The organism is Pseudomonas sp. GW822-FHT04C11 (assembly GCF_058800905.1).
The window spans coordinates 86,535-111,023 of sequence record NZ_JBXAMS010000017.1 but is presented as its reverse complement, the minus strand read 5'-3'; the positions used below and the strand labels follow the sequence as shown (position 1 = coordinate 111,023).

At 60.3% G+C, this 24,489-nt stretch carries 21 protein-coding genes; 16 read left to right on the top strand and 5 right to left on the bottom strand.

Annotated features, from left to right (window positions below):
• Positions 1-106: 106 nt before the first annotated feature.
• Complete coding sequence (locus tag AC1RJ3_RS23980) at positions 107-286, top strand: PA1571 family protein (RefSeq protein WP_019689567.1); 180 nt, start codon at positions 107-109, stop codon at positions 284-286.
• A 156-nt stretch (positions 287-442) separates the two neighbouring features.
• Here the strand turns inward: AC1RJ3_RS23980 and pdxB are convergent, their stop codons facing one another.
• A complete protein-coding gene (gene pdxB / locus AC1RJ3_RS23975; RefSeq protein ID WP_493080867.1) occupies positions 443-1,585 on the bottom strand; it encodes a 4-phosphoerythronate dehydrogenase PdxB in 1,143 nt (380 codons plus the stop codon).
• A 282-nt stretch (positions 1,586-1,867) separates the two neighbouring features.
• Here pdxB and AC1RJ3_RS23970 point away from each other — a divergent pair, with 282 nt between their 5' ends.
• Complete coding sequence (locus AC1RJ3_RS23970) at positions 1,868-3,277, top strand: MATE family efflux transporter (RefSeq protein WP_493080865.1); 1,410 nt, start codon at positions 1,868-1,870, stop codon at positions 3,275-3,277.
• 49 nt (positions 3,278-3,326) lie between these two features.
• Here the strand turns inward: AC1RJ3_RS23970 and tusA are convergent, their stop codons facing one another.
• Together tusA and rlmM are read right to left on the bottom strand one after the other, a co-directional pair.
• Positions 3,327-3,578 carry a sulfurtransferase TusA gene (gene tusA, locus AC1RJ3_RS23965; RefSeq protein WP_054593199.1) on the bottom strand — a complete coding sequence of 84 codons (252 nt, stop codon included), beginning with the start codon at positions 3,576-3,578 and terminating at the stop codon, positions 3,327-3,329.
• Between the two features lie 228 nt (positions 3,579-3,806).
• On the bottom strand, positions 3,807-4,880 hold the full coding sequence (gene rlmM, locus AC1RJ3_RS23960) for a 23S rRNA (cytidine(2498)-2'-O)-methyltransferase RlmM (protein WP_347929447.1): 1,074 nt from the start codon (positions 4,878-4,880) through the stop codon (positions 3,807-3,809).
• A gap of 222 nt (positions 4,881-5,102) precedes the next feature.
• Here rlmM and acnA point away from each other — a divergent pair, with 222 nt between their 5' ends.
• From acnA to AC1RJ3_RS23945, 3 genes are all read left to right on the top strand, one after another.
• Positions 5,103-7,853 (top strand): aconitate hydratase AcnA, encoded by a 2,751-nt coding sequence (gene acnA, locus AC1RJ3_RS23955; protein WP_493080862.1) that lies wholly within the window; start codon positions 5,103-5,105, stop codon positions 7,851-7,853.
• Between the two features lie 124 nt (positions 7,854-7,977).
• Complete coding sequence (locus AC1RJ3_RS23950; RefSeq protein WP_054593202.1) at positions 7,978-8,769, top strand: CPBP family intramembrane glutamic endopeptidase; 792 nt, start codon at positions 7,978-7,980, stop codon at positions 8,767-8,769.
• 100 nt (positions 8,770-8,869) lie between these two features.
• Entirely contained in the window at positions 8,870-10,435 is a 1,566-nt protein-coding gene (locus AC1RJ3_RS23945) for a methyl-accepting chemotaxis protein (RefSeq protein WP_054593203.1), read from the top strand.
• 204 nt (positions 10,436-10,639) lie between these two features.
• Here AC1RJ3_RS23945 and AC1RJ3_RS23940 read toward each other — a convergent pair whose 3' ends face one another.
• A complete protein-coding gene (locus tag AC1RJ3_RS23940; RefSeq protein WP_347929446.1) occupies positions 10,640-11,317 on the bottom strand; it encodes an alpha/beta family hydrolase in 678 nt (225 codons plus the stop codon).
• Positions 11,318-11,415: 98 nt separating this feature from the next.
• Here AC1RJ3_RS23940 and ccoN (AC1RJ3_RS23935) point away from each other — a divergent pair, with 98 nt between their 5' ends.
• The 8 genes from ccoN (AC1RJ3_RS23935) (at position 11,416) to ccoP (AC1RJ3_RS23900) (ending at position 18,324) form a co-directional block, all read left to right on the top strand.
• Positions 11,416-12,840: a cytochrome-c oxidase, cbb3-type subunit I gene (gene ccoN / locus AC1RJ3_RS23935; protein ID WP_054593205.1), complete on the top strand. Its 1,425-nt coding sequence runs from the start codon at positions 11,416-11,418 to the stop codon at positions 12,838-12,840.
• Between the two features lie 10 nt (positions 12,841-12,850).
• Positions 12,851-13,459: a cytochrome-c oxidase, cbb3-type subunit II gene (gene ccoO / locus AC1RJ3_RS23930; RefSeq protein ID WP_493080859.1), complete on the top strand. Its 609-nt coding sequence runs from the start codon at positions 12,851-12,853 to the stop codon at positions 13,457-13,459.
• 9 nt (positions 13,460-13,468) lie between these two features.
• Positions 13,469-13,675, top strand: coding sequence for a cbb3-type cytochrome oxidase subunit 3 (locus tag AC1RJ3_RS23925; RefSeq protein ID WP_103315423.1), 207 nt, complete (start codon positions 13,469-13,471; stop codon positions 13,673-13,675).
• Positions 13,672-14,625 (top strand): cytochrome-c oxidase, cbb3-type subunit III, encoded by a 954-nt coding sequence (gene ccoP, locus AC1RJ3_RS23920; RefSeq protein ID WP_493080857.1) that lies wholly within the window; start codon positions 13,672-13,674, stop codon positions 14,623-14,625. Before AC1RJ3_RS23925 ends, ccoP (AC1RJ3_RS23920) begins: the two co-directional genes overlap by 4 nt.
• Positions 14,626-15,108: 483 nt before the next feature.
• Entirely contained in the window at positions 15,109-16,551 is a 1,443-nt protein-coding gene (gene ccoN, locus AC1RJ3_RS23915) for a cytochrome-c oxidase, cbb3-type subunit I (protein WP_054593208.1), read from the top strand.
• Positions 16,551-17,159, top strand: coding sequence for a cytochrome-c oxidase, cbb3-type subunit II (gene ccoO / locus AC1RJ3_RS23910; protein WP_054593209.1), 609 nt, complete (start codon positions 16,551-16,553; stop codon positions 17,157-17,159). Before ccoN (AC1RJ3_RS23915) ends, ccoO (AC1RJ3_RS23910) begins: the two co-directional genes overlap by 1 nt.
• Before the next feature lie 5 nt (positions 17,160-17,164).
• Positions 17,165-17,350: a CcoQ/FixQ family Cbb3-type cytochrome c oxidase assembly chaperone gene (locus AC1RJ3_RS23905; RefSeq protein ID WP_003175465.1), complete on the top strand. Its 186-nt coding sequence runs from the start codon at positions 17,165-17,167 to the stop codon at positions 17,348-17,350.
• The gene (gene ccoP, locus AC1RJ3_RS23900; protein WP_054593210.1) at positions 17,347-18,324 is read left to right on the top strand and encodes a cytochrome-c oxidase, cbb3-type subunit III; all 978 of its coding nucleotides are present in this window, start codon (positions 17,347-17,349) and stop codon (positions 18,322-18,324) included. The genes AC1RJ3_RS23905 and ccoP (AC1RJ3_RS23900) overlap by 4 nt, the downstream gene beginning before the upstream one ends.
• Before the next feature lie 78 nt (positions 18,325-18,402).
• On the opposite strand, the gene AC1RJ3_RS23895 is transcribed toward ccoP (AC1RJ3_RS23900), so the two are convergent.
• Positions 18,403-19,413, bottom strand: coding sequence for a metallophosphoesterase family protein (locus AC1RJ3_RS23895; RefSeq protein ID WP_493080854.1), 1,011 nt, complete (start codon positions 19,411-19,413; stop codon positions 18,403-18,405).
• 472 nt (positions 19,414-19,885) lie between these two features.
• On the opposite strand from AC1RJ3_RS23895, the gene ccoG reads away from it, so the two are divergent.
• The 3 genes from ccoG to AC1RJ3_RS23880 all read left to right on the top strand — a co-directional run bounded on the left by ccoG (position 19,886) and on the right by AC1RJ3_RS23880 (position 24,479).
• Positions 19,886-21,301, top strand: coding sequence for a cytochrome c oxidase accessory protein CcoG (gene ccoG, locus AC1RJ3_RS23890; protein ID WP_103315347.1), 1,416 nt, complete (start codon positions 19,886-19,888; stop codon positions 21,299-21,301).
• 11 nt (positions 21,302-21,312) lie between these two features.
• The gene (locus AC1RJ3_RS23885; RefSeq protein WP_054593213.1) at positions 21,313-21,852 is read left to right on the top strand and encodes a FixH family protein; all 540 of its coding nucleotides are present in this window, start codon (positions 21,313-21,315) and stop codon (positions 21,850-21,852) included.
• A gap of 176 nt (positions 21,853-22,028) precedes the next feature.
• Positions 22,029-24,479 (top strand): heavy metal translocating P-type ATPase, encoded by a 2,451-nt coding sequence (locus AC1RJ3_RS23880; RefSeq protein ID WP_493080852.1) that lies wholly within the window; start codon positions 22,029-22,031, stop codon positions 24,477-24,479.
• Positions 24,480-24,489 lie beyond the last annotated feature (10 nt).

Below are 24,489 nucleotides of genomic sequence, written 5' to 3'. Positions count from 1 at the left end.
ATTTCTGATGGACTGGTATTGCCGCCTTGTCCCCTGTAGGGAGTTGTCACAGCTTGGTCATTTGGTGGCTCTACAGTAAATGCACAACCTGATGAGGAGACAGGCCATGTCCTTGCAAAACAGCAGCGATGACAAGATTCAAGTGATCCGCACCCGGCCAGACCAGTCTCTGGGATGCTCCATCATTGACGCTCAAGGGCGCGAAGTACCGATCACTGAAGATATGATCCAGAGTGCGTGTCGCGAACTGGAACAACGGTTGGTCAAGCCTGCCAAGCAAGATTGATACGTAGCCTTACGTCTTCCGACCCGGCTCTGATAGCCGGGTTTTTTATTGCTTATTTTTGGGGGCGCTGCGCGCGCCATCGCGGGCAAGCCTTGCTCCTACAGTTCGCGCTGATCTGTAGGAGCAAGGCCTGCTCGCGATGAGGTCGACTCGGTCCTAGACAGCCATTGCCCCCAGCGCCGCCACTATTTGCCGCAACGCCGGTGACTCGCCCTCAATGCGTACCTTCAGCCCGTCAATCTCACGCCGTTCAGGGTAATGCTTGCGCAGCAAGTCAAACGCTGTGCGCTGTTCGGCACCGCTGACCACCAGGCTACGGCGGAAATCCGCGTCATCACGACGCGGGTCGTACACGCCACGGCAGACCATCGCCAAGGCCCAGGCCGGATCACAGCTGGCGTTCAAGTGGACTTGCGCCAGCCACGGTGCCGGCAACAATTCATCAAGGGAGACCTGGGCCGGCTGCCCGAGGAACTGGCAAAACGCCTGATAGATCTGCGCGGTCCCGCGCTGCTTGCCGTCGAGGCTGTAACCGGCGATATGCGGGGTGGCGATCACACACAACTCGGCCAAGCCGATATCGACGCTCGGCTCGCCTTCCCACACGTCCAGCACCGCTTGCAGGTCTTCGCGCGCGAGCAACACTTCACGCAGCGCAGTGTTGTCCACCACCGGACCTCGGCTGGCATTGATCAGCCAGGCGCCAGGCTTGAGCTGGTTCAAGCGGCTTTGGTCAAACAGGTGCCAGGTCGAATGCTCGGCGTTGTTGCTCAACGGAGTGTGCAAACTGATAACGTCGCATTGCCCGATGATCTGCTCCAGGCTAACGAATTCGCCGCCTTCGGCCGCCTGACGCGGCGGATCGCAGACCAGCACCTTCCAGCCCAGACCTTGCAGGACCTTGACCAGCCGACCACCGACTTCACCGGCACCAACCACCCCGTAAGTGCGCTCGGCCAGCTCGACACCTTCGATTTCGGCCAGGGTCAGCAGGCTGCCCAACACGTAGTCGACCACGCCTCGGGCATTGCAACCCGGCGCGCTGGACCAGGTGATGCCGGCCTGCTGGAAGTAATCCAGATCCAGGTGATCCGTACCAATAGTGCAGGTGCCGACAAACCGCACGTTGCTGCCTTCGAGCAAGTCGCGGTCGACGTTGGTCACCGAGCGCACCAGTAGCACATCGGCCTGTTCGACAGTGGCACGGTCGATGGAGCGTCCCGGTACGCGGCGTATTTCACCGAAACCTTCAAAGAACGCATCGAGCAGCGGGATATTTTCGTCGGCAACAATCAGCATGGCAGGCTCCTTTGGCGGATCGGCAGTGTAGGCGTAGATGAAGGTGATGAGCCAGCAGGCAATGCACTACTTGTGGCGAGGGAGCTTGCTCCCGCTGGACTGCGTAGCAGTCCCATTTTTAGGGCCGCTTCGCGCCCCAGCGGGAGCAAGCTCCCTCGCCACTGGGATGTCGAAACGTCCGGCAACCGATTACAAATCCCTAACACAGGATTTTTCCTGACTGCGGCGTCAACGCGTAGAATGCGCCGCCCCGCGCATCAATCCTCTCTGGACGCTTCGCCTGTGAATTCCGTAACTGACAGCCTCGCCGCTACTCCCCTCAACCGCCCGGCCCGGGTTCGCCTGGAGCTTAAAAACCTGCTTGGCCTGGCGCTGCCGATCATGATCGCGCAACTGGCAACCACCGCCATGGGTTTCGTCGATGCAGTGATGGCGGGCAGAGTCAGCCCACGGGACTTGGCTGCGGTCGCACTGGGTAATTCGATCTGGATTCCGATCTATCTGCTGATGACCGGGGTTCTGCTGGCCACCACTCCCAAGATCGCCCAACGCTTCGGCGCAAAGCAGCACGACGAAATTGCGCCTCTGGCACGCCAGGCCTTGTGGCTGGCACTCTGTGTCGGACTGACAGGCAGTGGCCTGCTGCTTAGCGCCGAGCCGATCCTGCACTGGATGAAAGTCGACCCGCAGTTGATTGAGCCGAGCATGGGCTACTTGCACGGTATCGCCTTCGGTTTTCCCGGCATTGCCTTCTACTACGTACTGCGCTGTTACAGCGATGCCATGGGCCGCACCCGTCCAAGCATGGTCATTGGCGTGGGTGGTTTATTACTGAACATTCCAGTGAACTACGCGCTGATCTATGGCCATTTCGGCCTGCCGGCCCTCGGCGGCGTCGGTTGCGGCTGGGCCAGCGGCATCGTCATGTGGTTCATGGCGCTGAGCATGGCCGGTTGGACCCGCTGGGCGCCCTTCTATGCCCCCACGCGTGTGTTGGTGCGTTTCGATCGTCCGCAGTGGGCGGTGATCAAACGCTTGGTCGGCATCGGCCTGCCGATCGGTATCGCGGTATTTGCCGAGTCCAGCATCTTTGCGGTCATCGCCCTGCTGATCGGCAGCCTCGGATCGACCGTCGTGGCCGGGCACCAGATCGCCCTGAACATCAGCTCGCTGCTGTTCATGATTCCTTATTCCCTGGGGATGGCAGTCACCGTACGGGTGGGTCAGGCACTAGGGGCCGGGAACCCGTATCAGGCGAGCTTCGCGGCGAAGGTCGGCCTGGGTGCGGCGCTGGTGTTTGCCGCATTCTCGGCGAGCCTGATTCTGCTTCTGCGCGAACCCATCGCCTCGATTTACACCGCCGACCAGACTGTCATCCAGATCGCCTCGATGCTGATCGTCTATGCCGCGCTGTACCAGTTTTCCGATGCGATCCAAGTGATCTGCGCCGGCGCCCTGCGCGGTTATCAGGACACCCGGGCGACCATGATCCTGACGTTGTTCGCCTATTGGGGGATCGGCCTGCCGGTGGGATACGTGTTGGGGTTGACCGACTGGTTCGGCCCGGCCAGCGGCCCGAGCGGGCTGTGGGAAGGTCTGATTGCAGGCCTGAGCTGCGCGGCGCTGATGCTCTCGATCCGCCTGACGCGCAGTGCGCGCAAGCGAATCCGCATCAGTCGGGCAGCGAGTTAAGCGACGGTAAAAAGAAGGCCTGCAAACGCAGGCCTTTTTTTCGGGTCCGTTAATCGGACTTCTTGCGAATCCAGTACAGATAGGTCCCGGCATCTTCCTGTTGCTCGACCAGCTCATGGCCAAGAAACACGCAGAACTTCGGGATATCGCGACGGGTCGACGGGTCGGTGGCGATCACCTTCAGCAGGCCGCCAGCTGGCAGGTCGCGCACGTGCTGGTGCAGCATCATCACCGGCTCCGGGCAATTGAGGCCGGTGGCGTCGAGGGTGCCGTCTACCGGCGTATCAATCATTTCACTCATGACTCACTCCTGAAACTGGCCGGCATTGTCGCGCAATGTCGGCTCACTTAACAGATCGTACAACGCGTAACTGTGGCGAGGGAGCTTGCTCCCGCTCGGCGGCGAAGCCGTCGTAAAACCTGTGCACCCGGTGTTCGTGCCTGTTGCTACTGGGGCGCTGGTTTCAGGGCTGCTTCGCAGCCCAGCGGGAGCAAGCTCCCTCGCCACACAAACCCCCGCGGATAGAAATCAGCGGGTTTTCGGTTTCTTTACGTCATGCCGGCGCAAATGGCAGGTCACTTCTTCGCGGTCGTGGTACAGCTGTTTGCAGCCGATATCGACCCGAATGCCACGCGCCTTGAAGCCTTCTGCAATGCGCTCAAGCAAGCGCTTCACTTCGGCATAACGTTGCTTCATCGGCAGCTTCAGGTTAACCACCGCCTCGCGGCAATGCCCCTCGCCGATCCACTCTTCCAGCATCGCCGCGTTGCGCGCCGGCTTCTCGACGATGTCGCAGACCATCCAGTCCACCGGTTGCTTGGGCTTGAAGGTAAAACCGTCCGCCATCAAGTGCTGAACCAGCCCGGTGTCCATCAGGCTTTCAGCCATCGGACCGTTATCGATCGCCGTCACCAGCATGCCGCGATTGACCAGTTGCCAGGTCCAGCCGCCCGGCGCGGCGCCAAGGTCGACACCGGTCATGTCGCTGTGCAGACGCTCGTCCCACTGATCACGCGGGATAAAGTGGTGCCACGCCTCTTCCAGCTTCAGGGTCGAACGGCTCGGCGCTTCACGCGGGAACTTCAGGCGCGGAATGCCCATCGGCCACATCGCCGAGTTGTTGGCTTCGGCCAGGCCGACGAACACTTCACGGCCGCTTTTGAAGGTCAGCAGCAAACGCGGCTTGTTGGCGTCTTCCACCAGCTTGCCGGCACCGGTCAGCGCCTTGCGCAGCGGACCTTCGAATTTCTTGCAGAAGTTCGACAGCTCTTTGCCGTCGTTGGTATCGACCACTTCCAGCCACAGGCTGCCGCACGTCGGGAAGCTCGCCAGATGGGCGAGGATCACGCTGATGCGGTCGGTTTCCGGCAGATCGATGAAGATCCCGCGCGCCCATTGGCGCGGAAAAATCAGCTCGGCGAAACGCTGGCCGCGCATCAGGCGCTCGGCGCCATCTTCTTCGGTGCAGACAAACTCGGCGCAGGCGCTGGCGGCTTTGGCCTTGGCATAACCGGCCACGTTCAGCCGCGCGGCGTGTTCGGAAATCTCGGAACAGACTTCGCCTTCGAAGCCCGGCCGGCAATGCATAAAGAGGGTGTTCATTCTTACTCCTGGGCAGATGGCGAGACATTCAACCACTGCGCGATGCCCAGACTTGCGTTGAAGCAAAGCCTGTCACGAAAACCGGCGCATGATAGCCGAGTTCGCAACGCCGGACTTGTCCATAGCGTCCGGTTATTAGCCTTAATGTCCAAACAGGGCTAGGTTAAGAACTCTGTCTGTCCCGCCAGTCCGTAGCCGTGCGGACCCAAAGGAGTCATTTCAATGCCGTCCCTCGATAGTCTGAAGACCCTTAAAACGCTGAAAATAGACGACAAGACCTACCATTATTTCAGCTTGCCGGAAGCCGCAAAGTCCTTGGGCGATCTCGACAAGCTGCCGATGTCGCTCAAAGTGCTTCTGGAAAACCTGCTGCGCTGGGAGGACGAAAAAACCGTCACCGGCGCCGACCTCAAGGCCCTCGCCGCCTGGCTCAAAGAACGGCGCAGCGATCGGGAAATCCAGTACCGCCCCGCACGCGTGTTGATGCAGGATTTCACCGGTGTACCGGCGGTGGTCGACCTCGCGGCCATGCGCGCCGCCATGGCCAAGGCCGGTGGCGATCCGCAGCGAATCAATCCGCTGTCGCCGGTGGACCTGGTGATCGACCACTCGGTGATGGTCGACAAATTCGCCAGCAGCACGGCCTTCACCCAGAACGTTGACATCGAAATGCAGCGTAATGGCGAGCGTTACGCCTTTCTGCGCTGGGGCCAGAGCGCCTTCGACAACTTCAGCGTGGTGCCGCCGGGCACGGGCATCTGTCACCAGGTCAACCTGGAATACCTTGGCCGCACGGTGTGGACCAAGGATGAAGACGACCGCACCTATGCCTTCCCCGATACGCTGGTGGGCACCGATTCCCACACGACCATGATCAACGGCCTCGGCGTACTCGGCTGGGGCGTTGGCGGCATCGAAGCGGAAGCGGCGATGCTCGGCCAACCGGTGTCGATGCTGATCCCGGAAGTGATCGGTTTCAAACTCACCGGCAAGCTCAAGGAAGGCATCACCGCCACCGACCTGGTGCTGACCGTCACCCAGATGCTGCGCAAGAAAGGCGTGGTCGGCAAATTCGTCGAATTTTACGGTGATGGCCTCGCCGAGTTGCCGCTGGCGGATCGCGCAACCATCGCCAACATGGCCCCGGAATACGGCGCCACCTGCGGCTTTTTCCCGGTGGACGAAGTGACGCTGGAGTACCTGCGCCTGTCCGGTCGGCCCAGCGCCGTGGTCAAACTGGTCGAGGCCTACTGCAAAACCCAGGGCCTGTGGCGTCTGCCCGGCCAGGAGCCGGTGTTCACAGACAGCCTGGCGCTGGACATGAGCAGCGTCGAAGCCAGCCTCGCCGGCCCCAAACGCCCGCAAGACCGGGTGTCGCTGCCAAATGTCGCCCAGGCGTTCACTGACTTCCTCGGCCTGCAAGTCAAGCCTGCCCGCCCCACCAGCAAGGAAGAAGGCCGCCTCGAAAGCGAAGGTGGCGGTGGCGTCGCGGTCGGCAATGCCGATCTTGTGAGCGAAGCGGACTACGAGTACGAGGGCCAGACGTATCGGCTGAAAAACGGTGCCGTGGTGATTGCCGCCATCACCTCGTGCACCAACACCTCCAACCCGAGTGTGATGATGGCGGCCGGGCTGGTGGCCAAGAAAGCCGTGGAGAAAGGCCTCAAGCGCAAACCGTGGGTGAAGAGTTCTCTGGCGCCGGGCTCCAAAGTGGTTACCGACTACTACAAGGCCGCCGGCCTGACCCAATACCTCGATGAATTGGGCTTTTCACTGGTCGGCTACGGCTGCACCACCTGTATCGGTAACTCCGGGCCGTTGCTGGAACCGATTGAAAAAGCCATCCAGAGCTCCGACCTGGCCGTCGCCTCGGTGCTGTCCGGCAACCGCAACTTCGAAGGTCGCGTGCACCCTCTGGTGAAAACCAACTGGCTGGCCTCCCCGCCGCTGGTCGTCGCGTATGCCTTGGCCGGCAGCGTGCGCATGGACATCAGCAGCGAGCCGCTAGGTGAAGGCAAGGATGGCAAACCGGTGTACCTGCGGGACATCTGGCCGAGCAGCAAGGAAATCGCCGACGCCGTGGCGCAGGTCGACACCGCGATGTTCCATAAGGAATACGCCGAGGTGTTTGCCGGAGACGCGCAGTGGCAAGCCATCGAAGTCCCGCAAGCGGCGACCTACGTCTGGCAGAAGGATTCCACCTACATCCAGCATCCGCCGTTCTTCGATGACATTTCCGGCCCCCTGCCGGTGATTCAGGACATCAGCGGTGCACGCATACTGGCGCTGCTCGGCGATTCAGTGACCACCGACCACATCTCCCCCGCCGGCAACATCAAGGCCGACAGCCCGGCCGGACGTTACCTGCGTGAACAAGGTGTGGAACCGCGAGACTTCAACTCTTATGGCTCACGTCGCGGCAACCATGAAGTGATGATGCGCGGCACGTTTGCCAACATCCGCATTCGCAACGAAATGCTTGGCGGCGAAGAAGGCGGCAATACGCTCTACATTCCGACCGGGGAGAAACTGGCGATCTACGATGCCGCCATGCGTTATCAAGCGGCGGGCACCCCGCTGGTGGTGATTGCGGGTCAGGAATACGGCACCGGTTCTAGCCGTGACTGGGCGGCCAAGGGTACCAACCTGTTGGGCGTCAAAGCGGTGATTGCCGAGAGCTTCGAACGGATTCACCGTTCCAACCTGGTGGGCATGGGCGTACTACCGCTGCAATTCAAGCTCGACCAGAACCGCAAGAGCCTGAACCTGACCGGCAGGGAGACACTCGACATTCAAGGGTTGACGGGCGTCGAGCTGACACCGCGCATGAACCTGACGCTGGTGATCACCCGCGAGGACGGCAGCAGCGAGAAGGTGGACGTGTTGTGCCGGATCGACACGTTGAACGAAGTGGAATACTTCAAGGCGGGAGGGATCCTGCATTATGTGTTGCGGCAGTTGATTGCTTCATAATGTCGCACTGACAAAAACACCGTCTTCGGACGGTGTTTTTGTTTGAGTCGCGAACGTCCCTTTAATCGCACCGCTTCCTGTGGGAGCGAGGTGGCTCGCAGAATCTCAGACACAAGGATTTCACATGATTGCTCTGCCATGGCTCTATCTGGCACTCCTCTCCATCGGCTACGCACTGGCCCTGATCTACAGTCACCTCGGCTGGCTGGCGGCCATTTCCGTCGGGTTGTTAGCGTTTGCCGGCTTTGCCGTTCGCCAACCACAGATCCAGGTCGGCCGCGTCCTGGGTCACGGCCTGTTCGTTTTCCTCGCGGTAGCGCTGGCCATGCACTGGCTTCCCGGTTTCTACAACGGTCGCGGTATCGGCCCGGAACGCTTCAGCGCGGATGCCGTGCCGTTTTCCATGTACCTGAATCTGGACAAACCACTGATTGGTTTCTGGCTGTTGCTGGTGTGCCCGTGGATTGTCGGTCGCCGCTCCCTGCGTCTTTCACTGTATGCCACCGCCGCGGCACTGACCTTGAGCGCGCTGGCCGCTCTTGGTGGTGCGCTGCTGCTGGGTATGATCAGTTGGGCACCGAAGTGGCCCGATAAAGCCTGGCTCTGGGTGCTGAACAACCTGCTGTTGGTGACGCTGGTCGAGGAGGCGCTGTTTCGCGGTTACATCCAGGGCGGTTTGAGTCGCTGTCTGAAGAACCTGCGCTACGGCGAACACCTCGCCCTGCTTGGCGCCACAGTGTTGTTCGGTCTGGCGCACCTCGGCGCTGGCTGGCAATGGGTACTGCTGGCGAGCCTTGCCGGGTTCGGTTATGGGCTGGCGTACCGTTTCGGTGGGCTGGGGGCCGCCATCGCCACGCACTTTGGCTTGAATCTGCTGCACTTTGGCCTCTTTACCTACCCGATGCTGGCGGGTTGAAGGTCAAGGAATGTGCGCCAGCGCTGAATATTGAAAAATAATTTCAATTTATGCCTGGTACTGCCGACACCCTGTCAAAGCCTTGCGGATTGAAAAAGCCATGCGTAATAACCAGCCCATTACACAACGCGAACGGACCTTTCCGGCTCAGCAACGGTTGATTTCCACGACCGATGCCAAAGGCGTGATCACCTACTGCAACGATGCTTTCGTCGAAATCAGCGGGTTTTCTCGTGAAGAGCTGATCCGTGCACCGCACAACCTGGTCCGTCACCCCGACGTTCCACCTGCGGTCTTCGCGCACATGTGGGGCACACTGAAACAAGGCTTGCCATGGATGGGCATTGTCAAGAATCGCTGCAAGACCGGTGACCACTACTGGGTTAACGCCTATGTCACACCGGTATTCGACGGCAATCAGGTGGTCGGTTACGAGTCGGTGCGGGTCAAGCCCAGCGCCGAGCAGATCCGCCGCGCCGAAGCACTCTACCAACGCATCAATCAGGGCAAGTCGGCGATTCCTCAAACAGACAAGTGGCTGCCGGTGCTACAGGACTGGTTGCCGTTCATTCTGGTCAGCCAGCTGAGCTTCATGATCGGCGCCACACTCAACTCGCAGTGGGGTTTTGCGCTGGCCGCCGGCCTGTCCGTGCCGCTTGGCCTGCTGGGCTTGAGCTGGCAACAGCGAGGCCTCAAGCGCTTGCTGCGCCTGGCCGAGCAGACCACATCCGACCCGCTGATTGCGCAGATGTACACCGACAGCCGCGGCGCTCAAGCGCGCCTGGAAATGTCGATCCTCAGTCAGGAAGCGCGTCTGAAAACCTGCCTGACTCGCCTGCAAGACACCGCCGAGCACCTGAACGAGCAAGCTCGACAGTCCGACACCCTGGCGCACAAAAGCTCGACCGGCCTGGAACGTCAGCGCGTCGAGACCGAGCAAGTGGCGACCGCCGTCAACCAGATGGCCGCCACCACCCAGGAAGTCGCCAGCCACGTGCAACGCACCGCTGACGCGACCCAGGAAGCCAATCGCCTGACCGGTCGTGGCCGTGACATCGCCGGTGAAACCCGTGACGCGATCCAGCGCCTGTCGGTGGTGGTCGGCGAAACCGGCCTGACCGTGACCCAACTGGCCAAGGACAGCGACGAAATCGGCGGCGTGGTCGACGTGATCAAAGGCATTGCCGACCAGACCAACCTGCTGGCCTTGAACGCCGCCATCGAAGCGGCTCGTGCCGGTGAGATGGGCCGTGGTTTTGCGGTGGTTGCCGACGAAGTAAGGCAACTGGCGCAACGCACCAGTGAATCGACCGGGCAGATTCACACCCTGATCGCCAAGCTCCAGCAGACCGCCAGCACCGCGGTGCAAACCATGGAAGCCGGTCACCGTCAGGCTGAGGAAGGCGTGGCGCGGGTTCTGGAAGCCGATCAGGCTCTGGTGGGTATCAGCGAAGCGGTGGCCAACATCACCGACATGACCACCCAAATCGCTGCCGCGACCGAAGAGCAAAGTGCAGTAGCCGAAGAGATCAGCCGCAACATCAGCACCATTGCGCAACTGGCCGACCAGACCTCGGAACAGGCACAGAACTCGGCGTTACTGAGTGAAGAGCTGACCAAAACCGCGAATACCCAGTATTCGTTGGTAGAGCGGTTTAACCGCTGATCGTTGCTGGCAAATACAAAAACCCGGGAGGTGATGCTTCCGGGTTTTTTATTGCCAATGCAAAGACGATGTCGACTATGGCGCAGCCATCGCGGGCAAGCCTTGCTCCTACAGGTATGTATCGTGCCCAAATCATCAGGCAACCCTAAAACCTGCAGGAGCAAGGCTTACCCGCGATGAGGCCCTGACTGCCACCACAAAAACTCACAGGAGAAATGCTGCAACCTTGCTGGCCGCAGCCGCCAAATGCTGTTCATGAGTAAAGCCCGAAGCCTTCAACGGCTTCAAATCATGATCGCCAGCCACCAGCCAAAGCACCTCAATACTCGGCGCTAACGTATAACCCTCGACCGCCTCACGATTCCCCAACGCATCCCGCTCACCCTGCACAATCAGCGTCGGGGCTTTGAGCCCGGCCAGATGCTCGACTCGCGGCTTCTCCGGTTTGCCCACCGCGTAAAACGGATATCCCAGACACACCAGCGCATCCGCGCCCAGCTCATCGGCCAGCAAACTGGCCATGCGCCCGCCCATGGACTTGCCGCCAATGGCCAGACGCCCAGCGACATGGCGTCGCACCACGGCATACACATCACGCCAGCATTCGAGCAATTTGGGCGTCGGATTCGGTGGACGCTTGCCACCGTCGATGCGCCGTTGCGCCATGTACGGAAACTCGAAACGCAACACGTTGACGCCAAGCCCGGCAAGGCGTGCGGCGATGTCGCTCATCCAGTCACTGTCCATCGGTGCGCCGGCGCCATGGGCGAGAATCAGCGTCGCCGATGCCGGCACCGAGGCGGCGTCCCACAGCCATCCGCGATCCTGCACGCACTGCGCCCATTGATCCCCGTCAATACTGGCCTTGTGCTGTTTGTCCATGCTTGCCTCGCTTTTAATCTGCCTATAACTCCAGGCGAAGGGAGCGTCATCGCCTCGCGCGGACGCTTTCACTTCGGCTGAACCGTGGATGGGGAACCATGAACACTTCTTTAAGTACCGCCTATAACTACAAGGTGGTCCGCCAATTCGCCATTATGACGGTGGTGTGGGGCATCGTCGGCATGGGGCTCGGGGTTTTTCTCGCGGCTCAATTGGTCTGGCCTGAACTCAACTTCAATTTGCCCTGGACCAGCTTCGGCCGTTTGCGCCCGCTGCACACCAACGCGGTGATCTTCGCGTTCGGCGGCTGCGCCCTGTTCGCAGCCTCCTTCTATTCGGTGCAACGTACCTGCCAGACGCAGCTGTTCGCGCCGAAAATCGCCGCATTCTGCTTCTGGGGCTGGCAGTTGGTCATTGTCCTGGCCGCCATCAGCCTGCCGCTGGGCTACACCACTTCCAAGGAATACGCCGAGCTGGAATGGCCGATCGCCATTTTGATCGCCATCGTCTGGGTCGCCTACGGCGTCGTGTTCTTCGGCACACTGATGAAGCGCAAGACCAAGCACATCTATGTCGGCAACTGGTTCTTCGGTGCGTTCATCATCACCGTGGCCATCCTGCATATCGTCAACCACGCCTCCCTGCCGGTGAGCTGGACCAAGTCCTACTCGGCCTACGGCGGTGCGACGGATGCCATGGTGCAGTGGTGGTACGGGCACAACGCGGTAGGTTTTTTCCTCACCGCCGGTTTCCTCGGGATGATGTATTACTTCGTGCCGAAACAGGCCGAACGCCCGGTGTACTCGTATCGCCTGTCGATCGTGCACTTCTGGGCACTGATCACCCTGTACATCTGGGCCGGCCCGCACCACTTGCACTACACCGCGCTGCCGGACTGGGCGCAGTCGCTGGGCATGGTGATGTCGCTGATCCTGCTGGCACCGAGCTGGGGCGGGATGATCAACGGCATGATGACCCTCTCGGGCGCCTGGCATAAGTTACGCAGCGACCCGATCCTGCGTTTCCTCGTGGTGTCCCTGGCGTTCTACGGCATGTCGACCTTCGAAGGGCCGATGATGGCGATCAAGACGGTCAACGCCCTCTCCCACTACACCGACTGGACCATCGGCCACGTACATGCCGGCGCACTCGGCTGGGTGGCAATGATTTCGATCGGCGCGCTGTACCACATGATCCCGAAAGTCTTCGGCCGCACGCAGATGCACAGCCTCGGCCTGATCAACGCGCACTTCTGGCTCGCCACCATCGGCACCGTGCTCTACATCGCCTCGATGTGGGTCAACGGCATCGCCCAGGGCCTGATGTGGCGCGCGGTCAACGAAGACGGCACGCTGACCTACTCCTTCGTCGAAACCCTGGTGGCCAGCCACCCAGGCTACGTCGTGCGACTGGTGGGCGGCGCGATCTTCTTCAGCGGCATGCTGCTGATGGCTTACAACACCTGGCGCACCGTGCGTGCCGCACAGCCAGCCGAAGTCGCCGCCGCGGCGCAGATGGCCTGAGGAGTCCGCCATGAAACACGAAACGATTGAGAAAAACGTCGGCCTGCTGTTGCTGCTGATGGTCTTCGCGGTGAGCATCGGCGGTCTGACCCAGATCGTCCCGCTGTTCTTCCAGGACGTCACCAACAAGCCGGTCGAAGGCATGAAGCCTTACACCGCGCTGCAGCTTGAAGGTCGCGACATCTACATCCGCGAAGGTTGCGTGCAATGCCACTCGCAGATGATTCGCCCGTTCCGCGCCGAGACCGAGCGCTACGGCCACTACTCGGTAGCCGGTGAAAGCGTCTGGGATCACCCGTTCCTGTGGGGCTCCAAGCGCACCGGCCCGGACCTGGCCCGGGTCGGCGGTCGCTACTCGGAAGACTGGCACCGCGCGCACTTGTACAACCCGCGCAACGTGGTGCCCGAGTCGAAGATGCCCGCCTACCCATGGCTGGTGGCCAACGCGCTGGACAGCAGCCACACCGAAACCAAGTTGCGGACCATGCGTACCCTCGGCGTTCCGTACACCGACGAAGACATTGCAGGCAGCGTCGAAACGCTCAAGGGCAAGACCGAAATGGACGCGCTCGTCGCCTACCTGCAAGTGCTCGGCACTGCGATCAAGAGCAAGAGGTGAGCCATGGCCATGTTCTTTGAATTAAGTAGCGGAATGATCCGCGGCCTGGGCACCGTCGTCGTCTTCGTAGCGTTTGTCGGACTGGCGCTGTGGGTGTTCAACGGCAAACGCAGCCCGGATTTCGCCGAAGCGCGTCTGCTGCCTTTTGCCGACGAACCGCAACCCGACGACACCACCAGCCAAGAAACAGCAACAACAAGGAGTACCCGGCCATGACCACCTTCTGGAGTACGTGGATCTGCGTACTGACCATTGGCAGCCTGATCGGCCTGACGTGGCTGCTGATCGGCACCCGCAAGGGCGAAACCAAGGGCAGCGTCGACCAGACCATGGGCCACAGCTTCGACGGCATCGAGGAGTACGACAATCCGCTGCCGCAGTGGTGGTTCATGCTGTTCGCCGGGACCCTGGTGTTTGCCGTCGGCTACCTGATCCTTTATCCGGGCCTGGGCAACTGGAAAGGCGTACTACCCGGCTATCAGGACGGCTGGACCCAGACCAAGGAATGGGACCGGGAGATGGCCAAGGCCGACGCCAAGTTCGGGCCGATCTACGCCAAATTCTCGGCCATGCCCGTGGAAGAGGTCGCCAAGGATCCACAAGCGCTGAAAATGGGCGGACGCCTGTTTGCCTCCAACTGCGCGGTCTGCCACGGCTCGGATGCCAAGGGCGCTTTCGGCTTCCCCAACCTCGCCGACAACATCTGGCGTTGGGGCGGCAGTGCCGAAACCATCAAGACCACGATCATGGGCGGACGCATGGCCGCCATGCCGGCCTGGGGTAAAGTGCTGGGCGAAACCGGCGTGAAAAACGTCGCGGCGTATGTCCGTCACGAGCTCGCCGGCCTGCCACTGCCAACCGACAGCGGTGCTGACCTGCAAGCCGGACAGCAAACGTTCAGCACCACTTGCGTAGCCTGTCACGGTGCAAACGGCCAGGGCACGGAACTGATGGGGGCGCCAAACCTGACGCAACCGGCAGGTTTCATCTACGGCACCAGCCTGACGCAACTGCAACAGACCATCCGCCATGGTCGCCAGGGTCAGATGCCGGCGCAGCACGAACTGCTCGGCAACGACAAGGTGCAACTGCTGGCCGCGTATGTGTACAGCTTGTCTCACAGCCCGAACGCCGAGCGTTTGCAGGCTGAAAGCAAAACCGAATAAATCTTCACTGCCCAACTGCTGCATTCACCCGAATGCGGCAGTTCCCTGCTCCTTTGCGACGCATTGTCGCACCCCTCAATTGGTCTGCCTTTCGGTTCGGTGGATTCGCGTCTACGCTTGCTTCGAAGCGGACTGGCAACAGCCGGTCAAAGGTCAACCGTACACGATGCGTTCGACGAATCTGTTCGATGACAGGCCGCAAAGGCTGGTAGATACCGGCTGTCGCGCAAATTGCCGTCTGTCACCTGCCCGCCTCGTTTGAACACACCCAGTTACACCTGACCCGACCCCCTCGCCTTTTTGGTCCGCCGAGACATTTTGTCCATGGGCAATTTTGTCCCTACGCGGAGCATGGAAAGGCCGCAGAATCAGCTTTTGAAAGCATTGACGCAGGTCATGGCGCGTTGCAATGACCCCCCGCTTTCTCCATACTTGCGACCGATTTTTATCCCTAATAAAACACCTAAACCGTGGAACCTTAGAATGAGCACAGCAATCAGTCCGACTGCTTATAACTATAAGGTAGTCCGCCAGTTCGCCATCATGACGGTGGTCTGGGGGATCCTTGGCATGGGGCTCGGTGTCTTCATCGCCTCACAACTGGTCTGGCCGGAGTTGAATTTCGGCCTGCCGTGGACGACGTTTGGACGCCTACGCCCGTTGCACACCAACCTGGTGATTTTCGCCTTCGGTGGTTGTGCACTGTTTGCCACTTCCTATTACGTCGTGCAGCGAACCTGCCAAACGCGACTGATTTCCGACAGCCTCGCCGCCTTCCACTTCTGGGGTTGGCAAGCGGTGATCGTCGGCGCGATCGTTACCTTGCCGCTGGGTTACACCACCACCAAGGAATACGCGGAACTGGAATGGCCCCTGGCTATCCTGCTGGCTATCGTCTGGGTCACCTACGGCCTGGTGTTCTTCGGCACCATCGTCAAGCGCAAAACCAAGCACATCTACGTCGGCAACTGGTTCTACGGTGCCTTCATCGTCGTGACGGCGATGCTGCACATCGTCAACCACGCGTCCTTGCCGGTCAGCTTCTTCAAGTCCTATTCGGCGTACGCCGGTGCGACTGATGCCATGATCCAGTGGTGGTACGGCCACAACGCGGTAGGTTTCTTCCTGACCACCGGCTTCCTGGGGATGATGTACTACTTCGTGCCGAAACAGGCCGAGCGTCCGATCTACTCGTATCGCCTGTCGATCGTGCACTTCTGGGCACTGATCACCCTGTACATCTGGGCTGGCCCGCACCACCTGCACTACACCGCACTGCCGGACTGGGCTCAGTCGCTGGGCATGGCGATGTCGATCATCCTGCTGGCGCCAAGCTGGGGCGGCATGATCAACGGCATGATGACCCTGTCGGGCGCCTGGCATAAGCTGCGCACCGACCCGATCCTGCGCTTTTTGGTCGTGTCCCTGGCGTTCTACGGCATGTCGACCTTCGAAGGCCCGATGATGGCCATCAAGACTGTCAACTCGCTGTCTCACTACACTGACTGGACCATCGGCCACGTACACGCCGGTGCCTTGGGCTGGGTAGCGATGATTTCGATCGGTGCGCTGTACCACATGATCCCGAAAATCTTCGGTCGTGCGCAGATGCACAGCATCGGCCTGATCAACACGCACTTCTGGCTCGCGACCATCGGCACCGTGCTCTACATCGCTTCGATGTGGGTCAACGGCATCACCCAGGGCCTGATGTGGCGTGCAATCAACGATGACGGCACCCTCACCTACTCCTTCGTTGAAGCCCTGCAAGCCAGCCACCCTGGTTTCATCGTTCGCGCCCTTGGCGGTGCGTTCTTTGCCAGCGGCATGCTGTTCATGGCGTACAACGTGTTCCGCACCGTACGCGCCTCGAATCCGGAAGATGCTGAAGCCGCCGCTCAGATCGCTGTCGTTGGAGCTCACTGATGAAGCATGAAGCAGTCGAGAAGAATATTGGCCTGCTGGCCTTCTTCATGGTCATCGCCGTCAGCATCGGCGGCCTGACCCAGATCGTCCCGTTGTTTTTTCAGGACGTGACCAACAAGCCGGTTGAAGGCATGAAGCCACGCCCGGCACTGGAACTTGAAGGCCGTGACATTTTCATCGCCAACGGTTGTGTCGGCTGCCACTCGCAGATGATCCGTCCGTTCCGTGCTGAAACCGAACGTTATGGCCACTACTCGGTAGCCGGTGAAAGCGTCTGGGACCACCCGTTCCTGTGGGGCTCCAAGCGTACCGGTCCGGACCTGGCCCGCGTTGGCGGTCGTTACTCCGATGACTGGCAGCGTGCGCACTTGTACAACCCGCGCAACGTGGTGCCAGAGTCGAAAATGCCGGCTTACCCGTTCCTCGTGGAAAACAAGCTCGACGGCAAGGACACCGCGAAGAAAATGGAAGTCTTGCGCACCCTCGGCGTTCCTTACACCGACGAAGACATCGCCGGTGCAAAAGATGCCGTGAAGGGCAAAACCGAAATGGACGCGCTGGTGGCCTATCTGCAAGGCCTGGGCACCATCATCAAAAGCAAACGGTGATCTGGATGGATATCGGGATGATTCGTGGCCTGGGCACCGTTGTCGTGATGGTTGCCTTTATCGGTCTGGCGCTGTGGGTGTTCAGCCCCAAGCGCAAATCGGAGTTTGAAGACGCGACCTTGCTGCCTTTCGCGGATGATCCCGAAGCCATCAAGCACGTCGAGCAAGCTTCTAGGAGTAACAAAGAATGACTACGTTCTGGAGTCTGTACGTCACAGTCCTCAGTCTGGGTACCATTTTCGCCCTGACTTGGCTGCTGCTGTCGACCCGCAAGGGCCAGCGCGCCGAGCAGACGGATGAGACGGTTGGCCACGCCTTCGACGGGATCGAGGAGTACGACAACCCGCTGCCGAAATGGTGGTTCATGCTGTTTGTCGGCACCATCATCTTCGCCCTCGGCTACCTGGTGCTGTACCCGGGCCTGGGCAACTGGAAAGGCCTGCTGCCAGGTTACGGCTACCTCGACAACGAGAAGCAGACCGCGTTCGCCAACGGCCAGTCCGGCTGGACCGGCGTTCACGAGTGGGAAAAGGAAATGGCCAAGTCGGACGCCAAGTTCGGTCCGATCTTCGCCAAATTCGCAGCCATGCCAATTGAAGAAGTTGCCAAGGACCCACAAGCCCTGAAGATGGGTGGCCGCCTGTTCGCCTCCAACTGCTCGGTTTGCCATGGCTCCGACGCCAAAGGCGCTTACGGCTTTCCTAACCTGACCGACGAAGACTGGCGTTGGGGCGGCGAGCCACAAACCATCAAGACCACCATCATGGGCGGCCGTCACGCGATGATGCCGGCTTGGGGTGAAGTGATCGGCGAGCAAGGCGTCAGCGACGTTGCCGCGTTCGTGCTGACCAACCTCGATGGCCGCAAGCTGCCGGAAGGCGCCAAGGCCGATCCGGTTGCCGGCCAGAAGATTTTCGCTGCCAATTGCGTGGCTTGCCACGGTCCGGAAGGTAAAGGCACCCCAGCCATGGGCGCACCTAACCTGACCCACCCGGCCGCGTTCATCTACGGTTCGAGCTTTGCTCAACTGCAGCAGACCATCCGTTACGGCCGTCAGGGCCAGATGCCTGCGCAAGAACAGCTGCAAGGCAACGATAAGGTTCACCTGCTGGCCGCTTACGTCTACAGCCTGTCTCACGGTGAGAAAGCTGCTGACGCCGAGTAAGGCAAACGCGTGATCGCACTAAAAAACGGCCCCGCCAGTGATCTGGCGGGGCCGTTTTCATTTCCGTCATTCATTTGCCTACTTCAAGACCGGGATGACCTGATCGAGCTTTCGGCTTGGCCAGTTACTGTTGCGAACAACGCTGACCGCCAGCGACTGCCGATCAGCGGTAAAACTGGCAATCAGATAAGTTTGTTGGGAGGCAGAGCCGCTTAGAAAGACCGGTACATCACCAAAGTACTGTGACTTGCCCCAATCAAAGTAAGTCCCCGCGCCCCAGTGATCATGCCCACCAAAGACCGCCGTTACCTTGTATTTCTCGACGATCTGTTTGAATCTCGAAATCTGCTCGTCGTTGCCGTCCCACTGATAAACCTTGTGCATATTCAGAATAATGATTTTGCCCTCCTCTCTCGCCCTCTTTAAATCCCGCTCCAGCCAGTCAAGCGCAGGGGTAATTTCAAACGTTGTCGGAACAAGTGGATTGCCGGAGGTAAAACTGACGGTATAGGTCGGTTCATTATTCAATTGAACCATGTGCACATCACCGATATTTTTCGAGTAAGCGAGGCTGCCATAAAAGATCGTCCCCACGCCCGAACTTCTTGCCGCCAGATCCATGGATTCGACTTTTCCCCAGTAGCGATCCTTGAGGTCGTTGACACTGCCAGCCGCACAGCTATTCAGGAAACAGTCGTCCACGTTATTGGCATAGTCATGATTACCCAGCCCGAAATCATATAGCCCCTCCAGTTTATTCTCGAAAACCGACTTCATGTATGATCGTTCGCCACCATGACCAAAGGCTGTGATATCACCGTTAATCATCACCGGCATGCGGGATGCGCCGCCATTCAACTTCCTGAAACTTGAAATATCGGAGTACTGCAACTCTATCAGCTCTTTTGAGCGCGCCTCCTTGTTGGGATCCGGAAGATTATCATCCGTGAGATCAGTCCAGGGGTATTGCGAATCCGATACAAACACCATATGGCGCGGCGTCTCTGCCGCCGAGGCGCCATAGACCACAGGGATAACCGACGCCAGTGCAAGGCACACCAGCCACACACGCTCTTTATATAAAGTCATAGAAGTCCATTTCCATCGATAGTTAACAGCCACTCCATAGCGGCAACTGCAAAATATATCGCCCCTTGATAATTAACAAACTACCGACCTCTGCAGATCAACAGCAGATATTTCCAACATCCACAGACACTCGCACACTTCAAAACACTCACTAAAAAATGTTCTATATAGTCCAGCGCAAATGAATGTCAGACAGTGGAAGGAGGAGGATGAGGGAATCGGACTCGGTACGCCCCTTGCAGGCGCGCGGTAGTAACCCTGGGCGGACGGATAGCTATACTCAACAAGTCAATTGATCTGCATCACGATTTGTTACATTTGCTACACCATCTACGAATTTCCACCAACGCGACCAAAGGTCGCACCCTTGAGCTAGAGCGACAGGCGTATCATTACGCCACTGCAACACCCTTTTTGACCGCGGTCGGCACGTACTGACCGAGGCATTTTTCCACTGCCGTGGGATGCAATGATGAGCAACCAGATTCCGGTACACGACGTCACCCCGCCTGCCAAGAACGCAAATAACAGCGTCGATCTCTACGCCTCTCGGGAAAAAATCTACACCCGCGCCTTCACCGGCCTGTTCCGCAATTTGCGGATGGCGGGCGGCGCCGCGTTGTTCCTGCTGTATTTCGGCACGGTCTGGCTCAATTGGGGCGGTCACCAGGCGGTCTGGTGGAACCTGCCAGAGCGCAAATTCTTCATCTTTGGTGCGACCTTCTGGCCGCAGGATTTCATCCTGCTGTCCGGCCTGTTGATCATCAGCGCCTTCGGCCTGTTCTTCATTACCGTGTATGCCGGACGCATCTGGTGCGGCTATACCTGCCCGCAAAGTGTCTGGACCTGGATTTTCATGTGGTGCGAGAAGGTCACCGAAGGCGACCGCAACCAGCGCATCAAGCTCGACAAGGCGCCAATGAGCGCCAACAAGTTCTTGCGCAAACTCAGCAAACACACGATGTGGTTGTTGATCGGTTTTGTCACCGGCATGACCTTTGTCGGCTACTTTTCACCGATTCGTGAACTGACGATCGACTTCTTCACCGGCCAGGCTGATGGCTGGTCGTATTTCTGGGTCGGCTTCTTCACCCTCGCCACTTACGGCAACGCCGGCTGGTTGCGCGAACAGGTGTGCATCTACATGTGCCCTTACGCGCGCTTCCAGAGCGTGATGTTCGACAAGGACACGCTGATCGTCTCCTACGACCCGCGCCGCGGCGAAGCCCGTGGTCCGCGCAAAAAAGGCATCGACTACAAGGCTCAGGGCCTGGGCGACTGCATCGACTGCACCATGTGCGTTCAGGTGTGCCCGACCGGCATCGACATCCGTGACGGCTTGCAGATCGAGTGCATTGGCTGTGCCGCCTGCATCGATGCCTGCGACAGCATCATGGACAAAATGGACTACCCGCGCGGGCTGATCAGCTACACCACCGAGCACAACCTGTCCGGGCAAAAAACCCATAAACTGCGTCCGCGCCTGATCGGCTACGCGCTGGTGTTGCTGGCCATGATCAGCTTGCTGATCACCGCGTTCTTCATGCGCTCGCTGGTCGGCTTCGATGTCAGCAAGGACCGTGTGCTGTACCGCGAGAACGCCGAAGGCCGGATCGAGAACGTCTATAGCCTCAAAGTCATGAACAAGGACCAGCGCGACCACACTTACGTGCTGGAAGCCTCAGGACTGCCGGATCTCAAGTTGCAAGGCAAGCGCGAGATCAAGGTGGCTGCTGGCGAAATCTTCAGCATGCCGGTCGAGCTGTCGAGTGCACCGGAACAACTGCCGTCGAGCACCAACGAGGTGAAATTCACCCTCAAGGATGCCGACGACAACAGCGTCCACGTTGAAGCCAAGAGCCGATTCATCGGCCCACAAATCCGTTGAGAGAAGTCATCATGCCCGCAGCAACTGCCACCAGCCCTTGGTACAAGCACCTCTGGCCATGGATCATCATCGGGATTCTGACCTGTTCGGTGACCCTGACCTTGTCCATGGTGACCATTGCCGTGAAAAACCCGGACAACCTGGTCAACGACAATTACTACGAGGCGGGCAAAGGCATCAACCGTTCGCTGGACCGCGAGTTGCTGGCCCAGACCCTGCTGTTGCGCGCCAACGTGCATCTGGATGAGGTGACCGGTGAAGTCGACGTACGCCTGACCGGCAACAGCACGCCAGCGACCCTCGAACTGAACCTGATCTCGCCGACCCAGCCGGATAAAGATCGCAAGATCACCCTGACCCGCAGCGCGGCCGAACCGGGTCGTTATATCGGCCAGTTGACCGACAAGATCGAAGGCCGGCGCTTCGTCGAGCTGCTGGGCAGCCAGGACGATCACGTGTGGCGCCTGTTCGAAGAAGAACAGATTGGCCACGACAAGCATTTGCTGCTCGGTGACGAACCGCTGCAAGGCGCGGAAGATCTGAAGCAGTAACACCTGTGCTCTGTGGCGAGGGAGCTTGCTCCCGCTGGGGCGCGAAGCGCCCCCGAACCCTGCAGACCGGTTCGTTCAGGCCTATCGCGGGCGCAGTTTGACGACTGCTTCGCCCGAACGCGGACCGACCGACGGGAGCAAGCTCCCTCGCCACAATAGTTCTCATGGCAACAAACATGACCACTCCGCTCCCCTGCTACCACTGCGCCCTGCCCGTTCCCTCCGGCAGCCGGTTTACCGCCGTCATCCTCGGCGAAACCCGCGAGCTCTGCTGTCCGGGTTGCCAGGCCGTGGCCGAGGCGATTGTCGCGGGCGGGCTGGAGCACTATTACAGCCATCGCAGCGAGGCTTCGGCCAACCCTGAAGCCTTGCCGGTGCAACTGGTGGACGAACTGGCGCTGTATGACCGCGCCGACGTGCAACAACCGTTTGTTCGCCACGACGGCGAGCTCGCTGAAACCACCTTGCTGATGGAAGGTATCAGCTGCGCGGCCTGCGGCTGGCTGATCGAGAAACACCTGCGCAGCCTGCCGGCCGTGGCCGAGGCGCGCCTGAACCTGTCCAACCATCGCCTGCACGTGCGCTGGGCCGACAGCCAGTTACCGTTGAGCCAGCTGCTTAGCGAACTGCGTCACATCGGTTATGCCGCCCACCCCTACCAGGCCGACCGCGCCAGCGAACAACTGGCCAGCGAAAATCGCCTGGCCCTGCGCCAACTGGGCGTCGCCGGCTTGCTGTGGTTCCAGGCAATGATGGCGACCATGGCCACCTGGCCGGAATTCAATATCGACCTCAGCCCCGAGCTGCACACCATCCTGCGCTGGGTCGCTCTGTTCCTGACCACGCCGATTGTGTTCTACAGCTGCGCGCCGTTTTTCAAAGGTGCAATGCGCGACCTGCGCACCCGCCACCTGACCATGGACGTTTCCGTGTCGCTGGCCATCGGCGGCGCCTACCTCGCCGGGATCTGGACCTCGATCACTGGCGTCGGCGAGCTGTATTTCGACGCGGTCGGGATGTTTGCGCTGTTTCTATTGGCGGGCCGCTATCTGGAGCGCCGCGCCCGTGAACGCACCGCCGCCGCCACCGCGCAATTGGTGAACCTGCTGCCCGCATCGTGCCTGCGCCTGAGTGCGGACGGCCAGAGCGAGCGCATCCTGCTCAGCGAGTTGCGTCTCGGTGACCAGGTATTGGTGCACCCCGGTGCCATCCTCCCGGCCGACGGAAAAATCCTCGATGGCCAGTCGAGCATCGATGAGTCGCTGCTGACCGGTGAGTACCTGCCGCAACCCCGGACGCTCGGCGATGCGGTGACGGCCGGCACCCTGAATGTCGAGGGCGCACTGACCGTCGAAGTGCTCGCGCTGGGTCAGGACACTCGCCTCTCGGCCATCGTCCGCCTGCTCGATCGCGCCCAGGCCGAGAAGCCGCGACTGGCAGAAATTGCCGACCGCGCTGCGCAGTGGTTCTTGCTGTTGTCACTGATTGCCGCTGCTGCCATCGGTTTGCTCTGGTGGGAGCTGGATGCATCCCGTGCCTTCTGGATCGTGCTGGCGATGCTGGTCGCGACCTGCCCTTGTGCGCTATCGCTGGCCACGCCGACCGCACTCACCGCCGCCACCGGCACCTTGCACAAACTCGGCCTGCTGCTGACCCGCGGCCACGTGCTGGAAGGCCTGAATCAAATCGATACGGTGATTTTCGACAAAACCGGCACGCTCACCGAAGGTCGCCTGGCCTTGCGTTCCATTCGAGCACTGGGCGCGCTTGACAGCGATCAGTGCCTGGGCCTCGCTGCCGCCCTGGAGAACCGTTCTGAACACCCGATCGCCCGCGCCTTTGGCCGAGCGCCGCTGGCCGCCGAAGAAGTCCTCAGCACTCCAGGACTGGGCCTTGAGGGCCGGGTCGGCGAACAGCGCCTGCGCATCGGTCAACCGGCATTTGTCTGCGAACTCAGCGGCTGCGCTGTGCCGGCAATCCCGGATGAAGCCGGTCAATGGCTGTTGCTTGGCGACAGCCATGGTGCGCTGGCCTGGTTCGTGCTCGACGACCGCCTGCGCAACGACGCACCGGCGCTGCTCGCGGCATGTAAAGCACGCGGCTGGCGCACGTTGCTGCTGTCCGGCGACAGCTCGCCGATGGTTGCCAGTGTCGCCGCCGAGTTGGGTATCGACGAGTTCCGCGGCGGCTTGCGCCCGGATGACAAGCTGCAGGTGCTCAAGCAGTTGCACCAGCAGGGCCGCAAGGTGTTGATGCTCGGCGACGGGGTCAACGACGTGCCGGTACTGGCCGCCGCCGACATCAGCGTGGCCATGGGCTCGGCCACCGACCTGGCGAAAACCAGCGCCGACGCGGTGCTGTTGTCCAATCGTCTCGACGCCTTGGTGCAAGCCTTCAGCCTGGCCCGGCGTACACGTCGGGTAATCATCGAGAACCTGTTGTGGGCCGGGCTGTACAATGGCTTCATGTTGCCGTTCGCCGCCCTCGGCTGGATCACTCCGGTATGGGCCGCAGTCGGCATGTCGATCAGTTCGCTGACCGTGGTACTCAATGCACTTCGCCTGACTCGCATACCGAGCCAGCCAAGCGCCAGCGCCACGCCAGTCACCCGCCCGCTACCGGTTTGATCCGGTCAGG

Coding starts and splice junctions, on each gene's coding strand:
- AC1RJ3_RS23945 (WP_054593203.1), top strand. CDS start 8,870: ATGCGTAATAACCAGCCCATTACACAACGCGAACGGACCTTTCCGGCT.
- ccoO (WP_054593209.1), top strand. CDS start 16,551: ATGAAGCATGAAGCAGTCGAGAAGAATATTGGCCTGCTGGCCTTCTTC.
- AC1RJ3_RS23895 (WP_493080854.1), bottom strand. CDS start 19,413: ATGACTTTATATAAAGAGCGTGTGTGGCTGGTGTGCCTTGCACTGGCG.
- tusA (WP_054593199.1), bottom strand. CDS start 3,578: ATGAGTGAAATGATTGATACGCCGGTAGACGGCACCCTCGACGCCACC.
- AC1RJ3_RS23880 (WP_493080852.1), top strand. CDS start 22,029: ATGACCACTCCGCTCCCCTGCTACCACTGCGCCCTGCCCGTTCCCTCC.
- ccoN (WP_054593205.1), top strand. CDS start 11,416: ATGAACACTTCTTTAAGTACCGCCTATAACTACAAGGTGGTCCGCCAA.
- ccoG (WP_103315347.1), top strand. CDS start 19,886: ATGAGCAACCAGATTCCGGTACACGACGTCACCCCGCCTGCCAAGAAC.
- ccoO (WP_493080859.1), top strand. CDS start 12,851: ATGAAACACGAAACGATTGAGAAAAACGTCGGCCTGCTGTTGCTGCTG.
- AC1RJ3_RS23940 (WP_347929446.1), bottom strand. CDS start 11,317: ATGGACAAACAGCACAAGGCCAGTATTGACGGGGATCAATGGGCGCAG.
- ccoN (WP_054593208.1), top strand. CDS start 15,109: ATGAGCACAGCAATCAGTCCGACTGCTTATAACTATAAGGTAGTCCGC.
- rlmM (WP_347929447.1), bottom strand. CDS start 4,880: ATGAACACCCTCTTTATGCATTGCCGGCCGGGCTTCGAAGGCGAAGTC.
- pdxB (WP_493080867.1), bottom strand. CDS start 1,585: ATGCTGATTGTTGCCGACGAAAATATCCCGCTGCTCGATGCGTTCTTT.
- AC1RJ3_RS23950 (WP_054593202.1), top strand. CDS start 7,978: ATGATTGCTCTGCCATGGCTCTATCTGGCACTCCTCTCCATCGGCTAC.
- AC1RJ3_RS23905 (WP_003175465.1), top strand. CDS start 17,165: ATGGATATCGGGATGATTCGTGGCCTGGGCACCGTTGTCGTGATGGTT.
- ccoP (WP_054593210.1), top strand. CDS start 17,347: ATGACTACGTTCTGGAGTCTGTACGTCACAGTCCTCAGTCTGGGTACC.
- AC1RJ3_RS23885 (WP_054593213.1), top strand. CDS start 21,313: ATGCCCGCAGCAACTGCCACCAGCCCTTGGTACAAGCACCTCTGGCCA.
- AC1RJ3_RS23980 (WP_019689567.1), top strand. CDS start 107: ATGTCCTTGCAAAACAGCAGCGATGACAAGATTCAAGTGATCCGCACC.
- ccoP (WP_493080857.1), top strand. CDS start 13,672: ATGACCACCTTCTGGAGTACGTGGATCTGCGTACTGACCATTGGCAGC.
- acnA (WP_493080862.1), top strand. CDS start 5,103: ATGCCGTCCCTCGATAGTCTGAAGACCCTTAAAACGCTGAAAATAGAC.
- AC1RJ3_RS23925 (WP_103315423.1), top strand. CDS start 13,469: ATGTTCTTTGAATTAAGTAGCGGAATGATCCGCGGCCTGGGCACCGTC.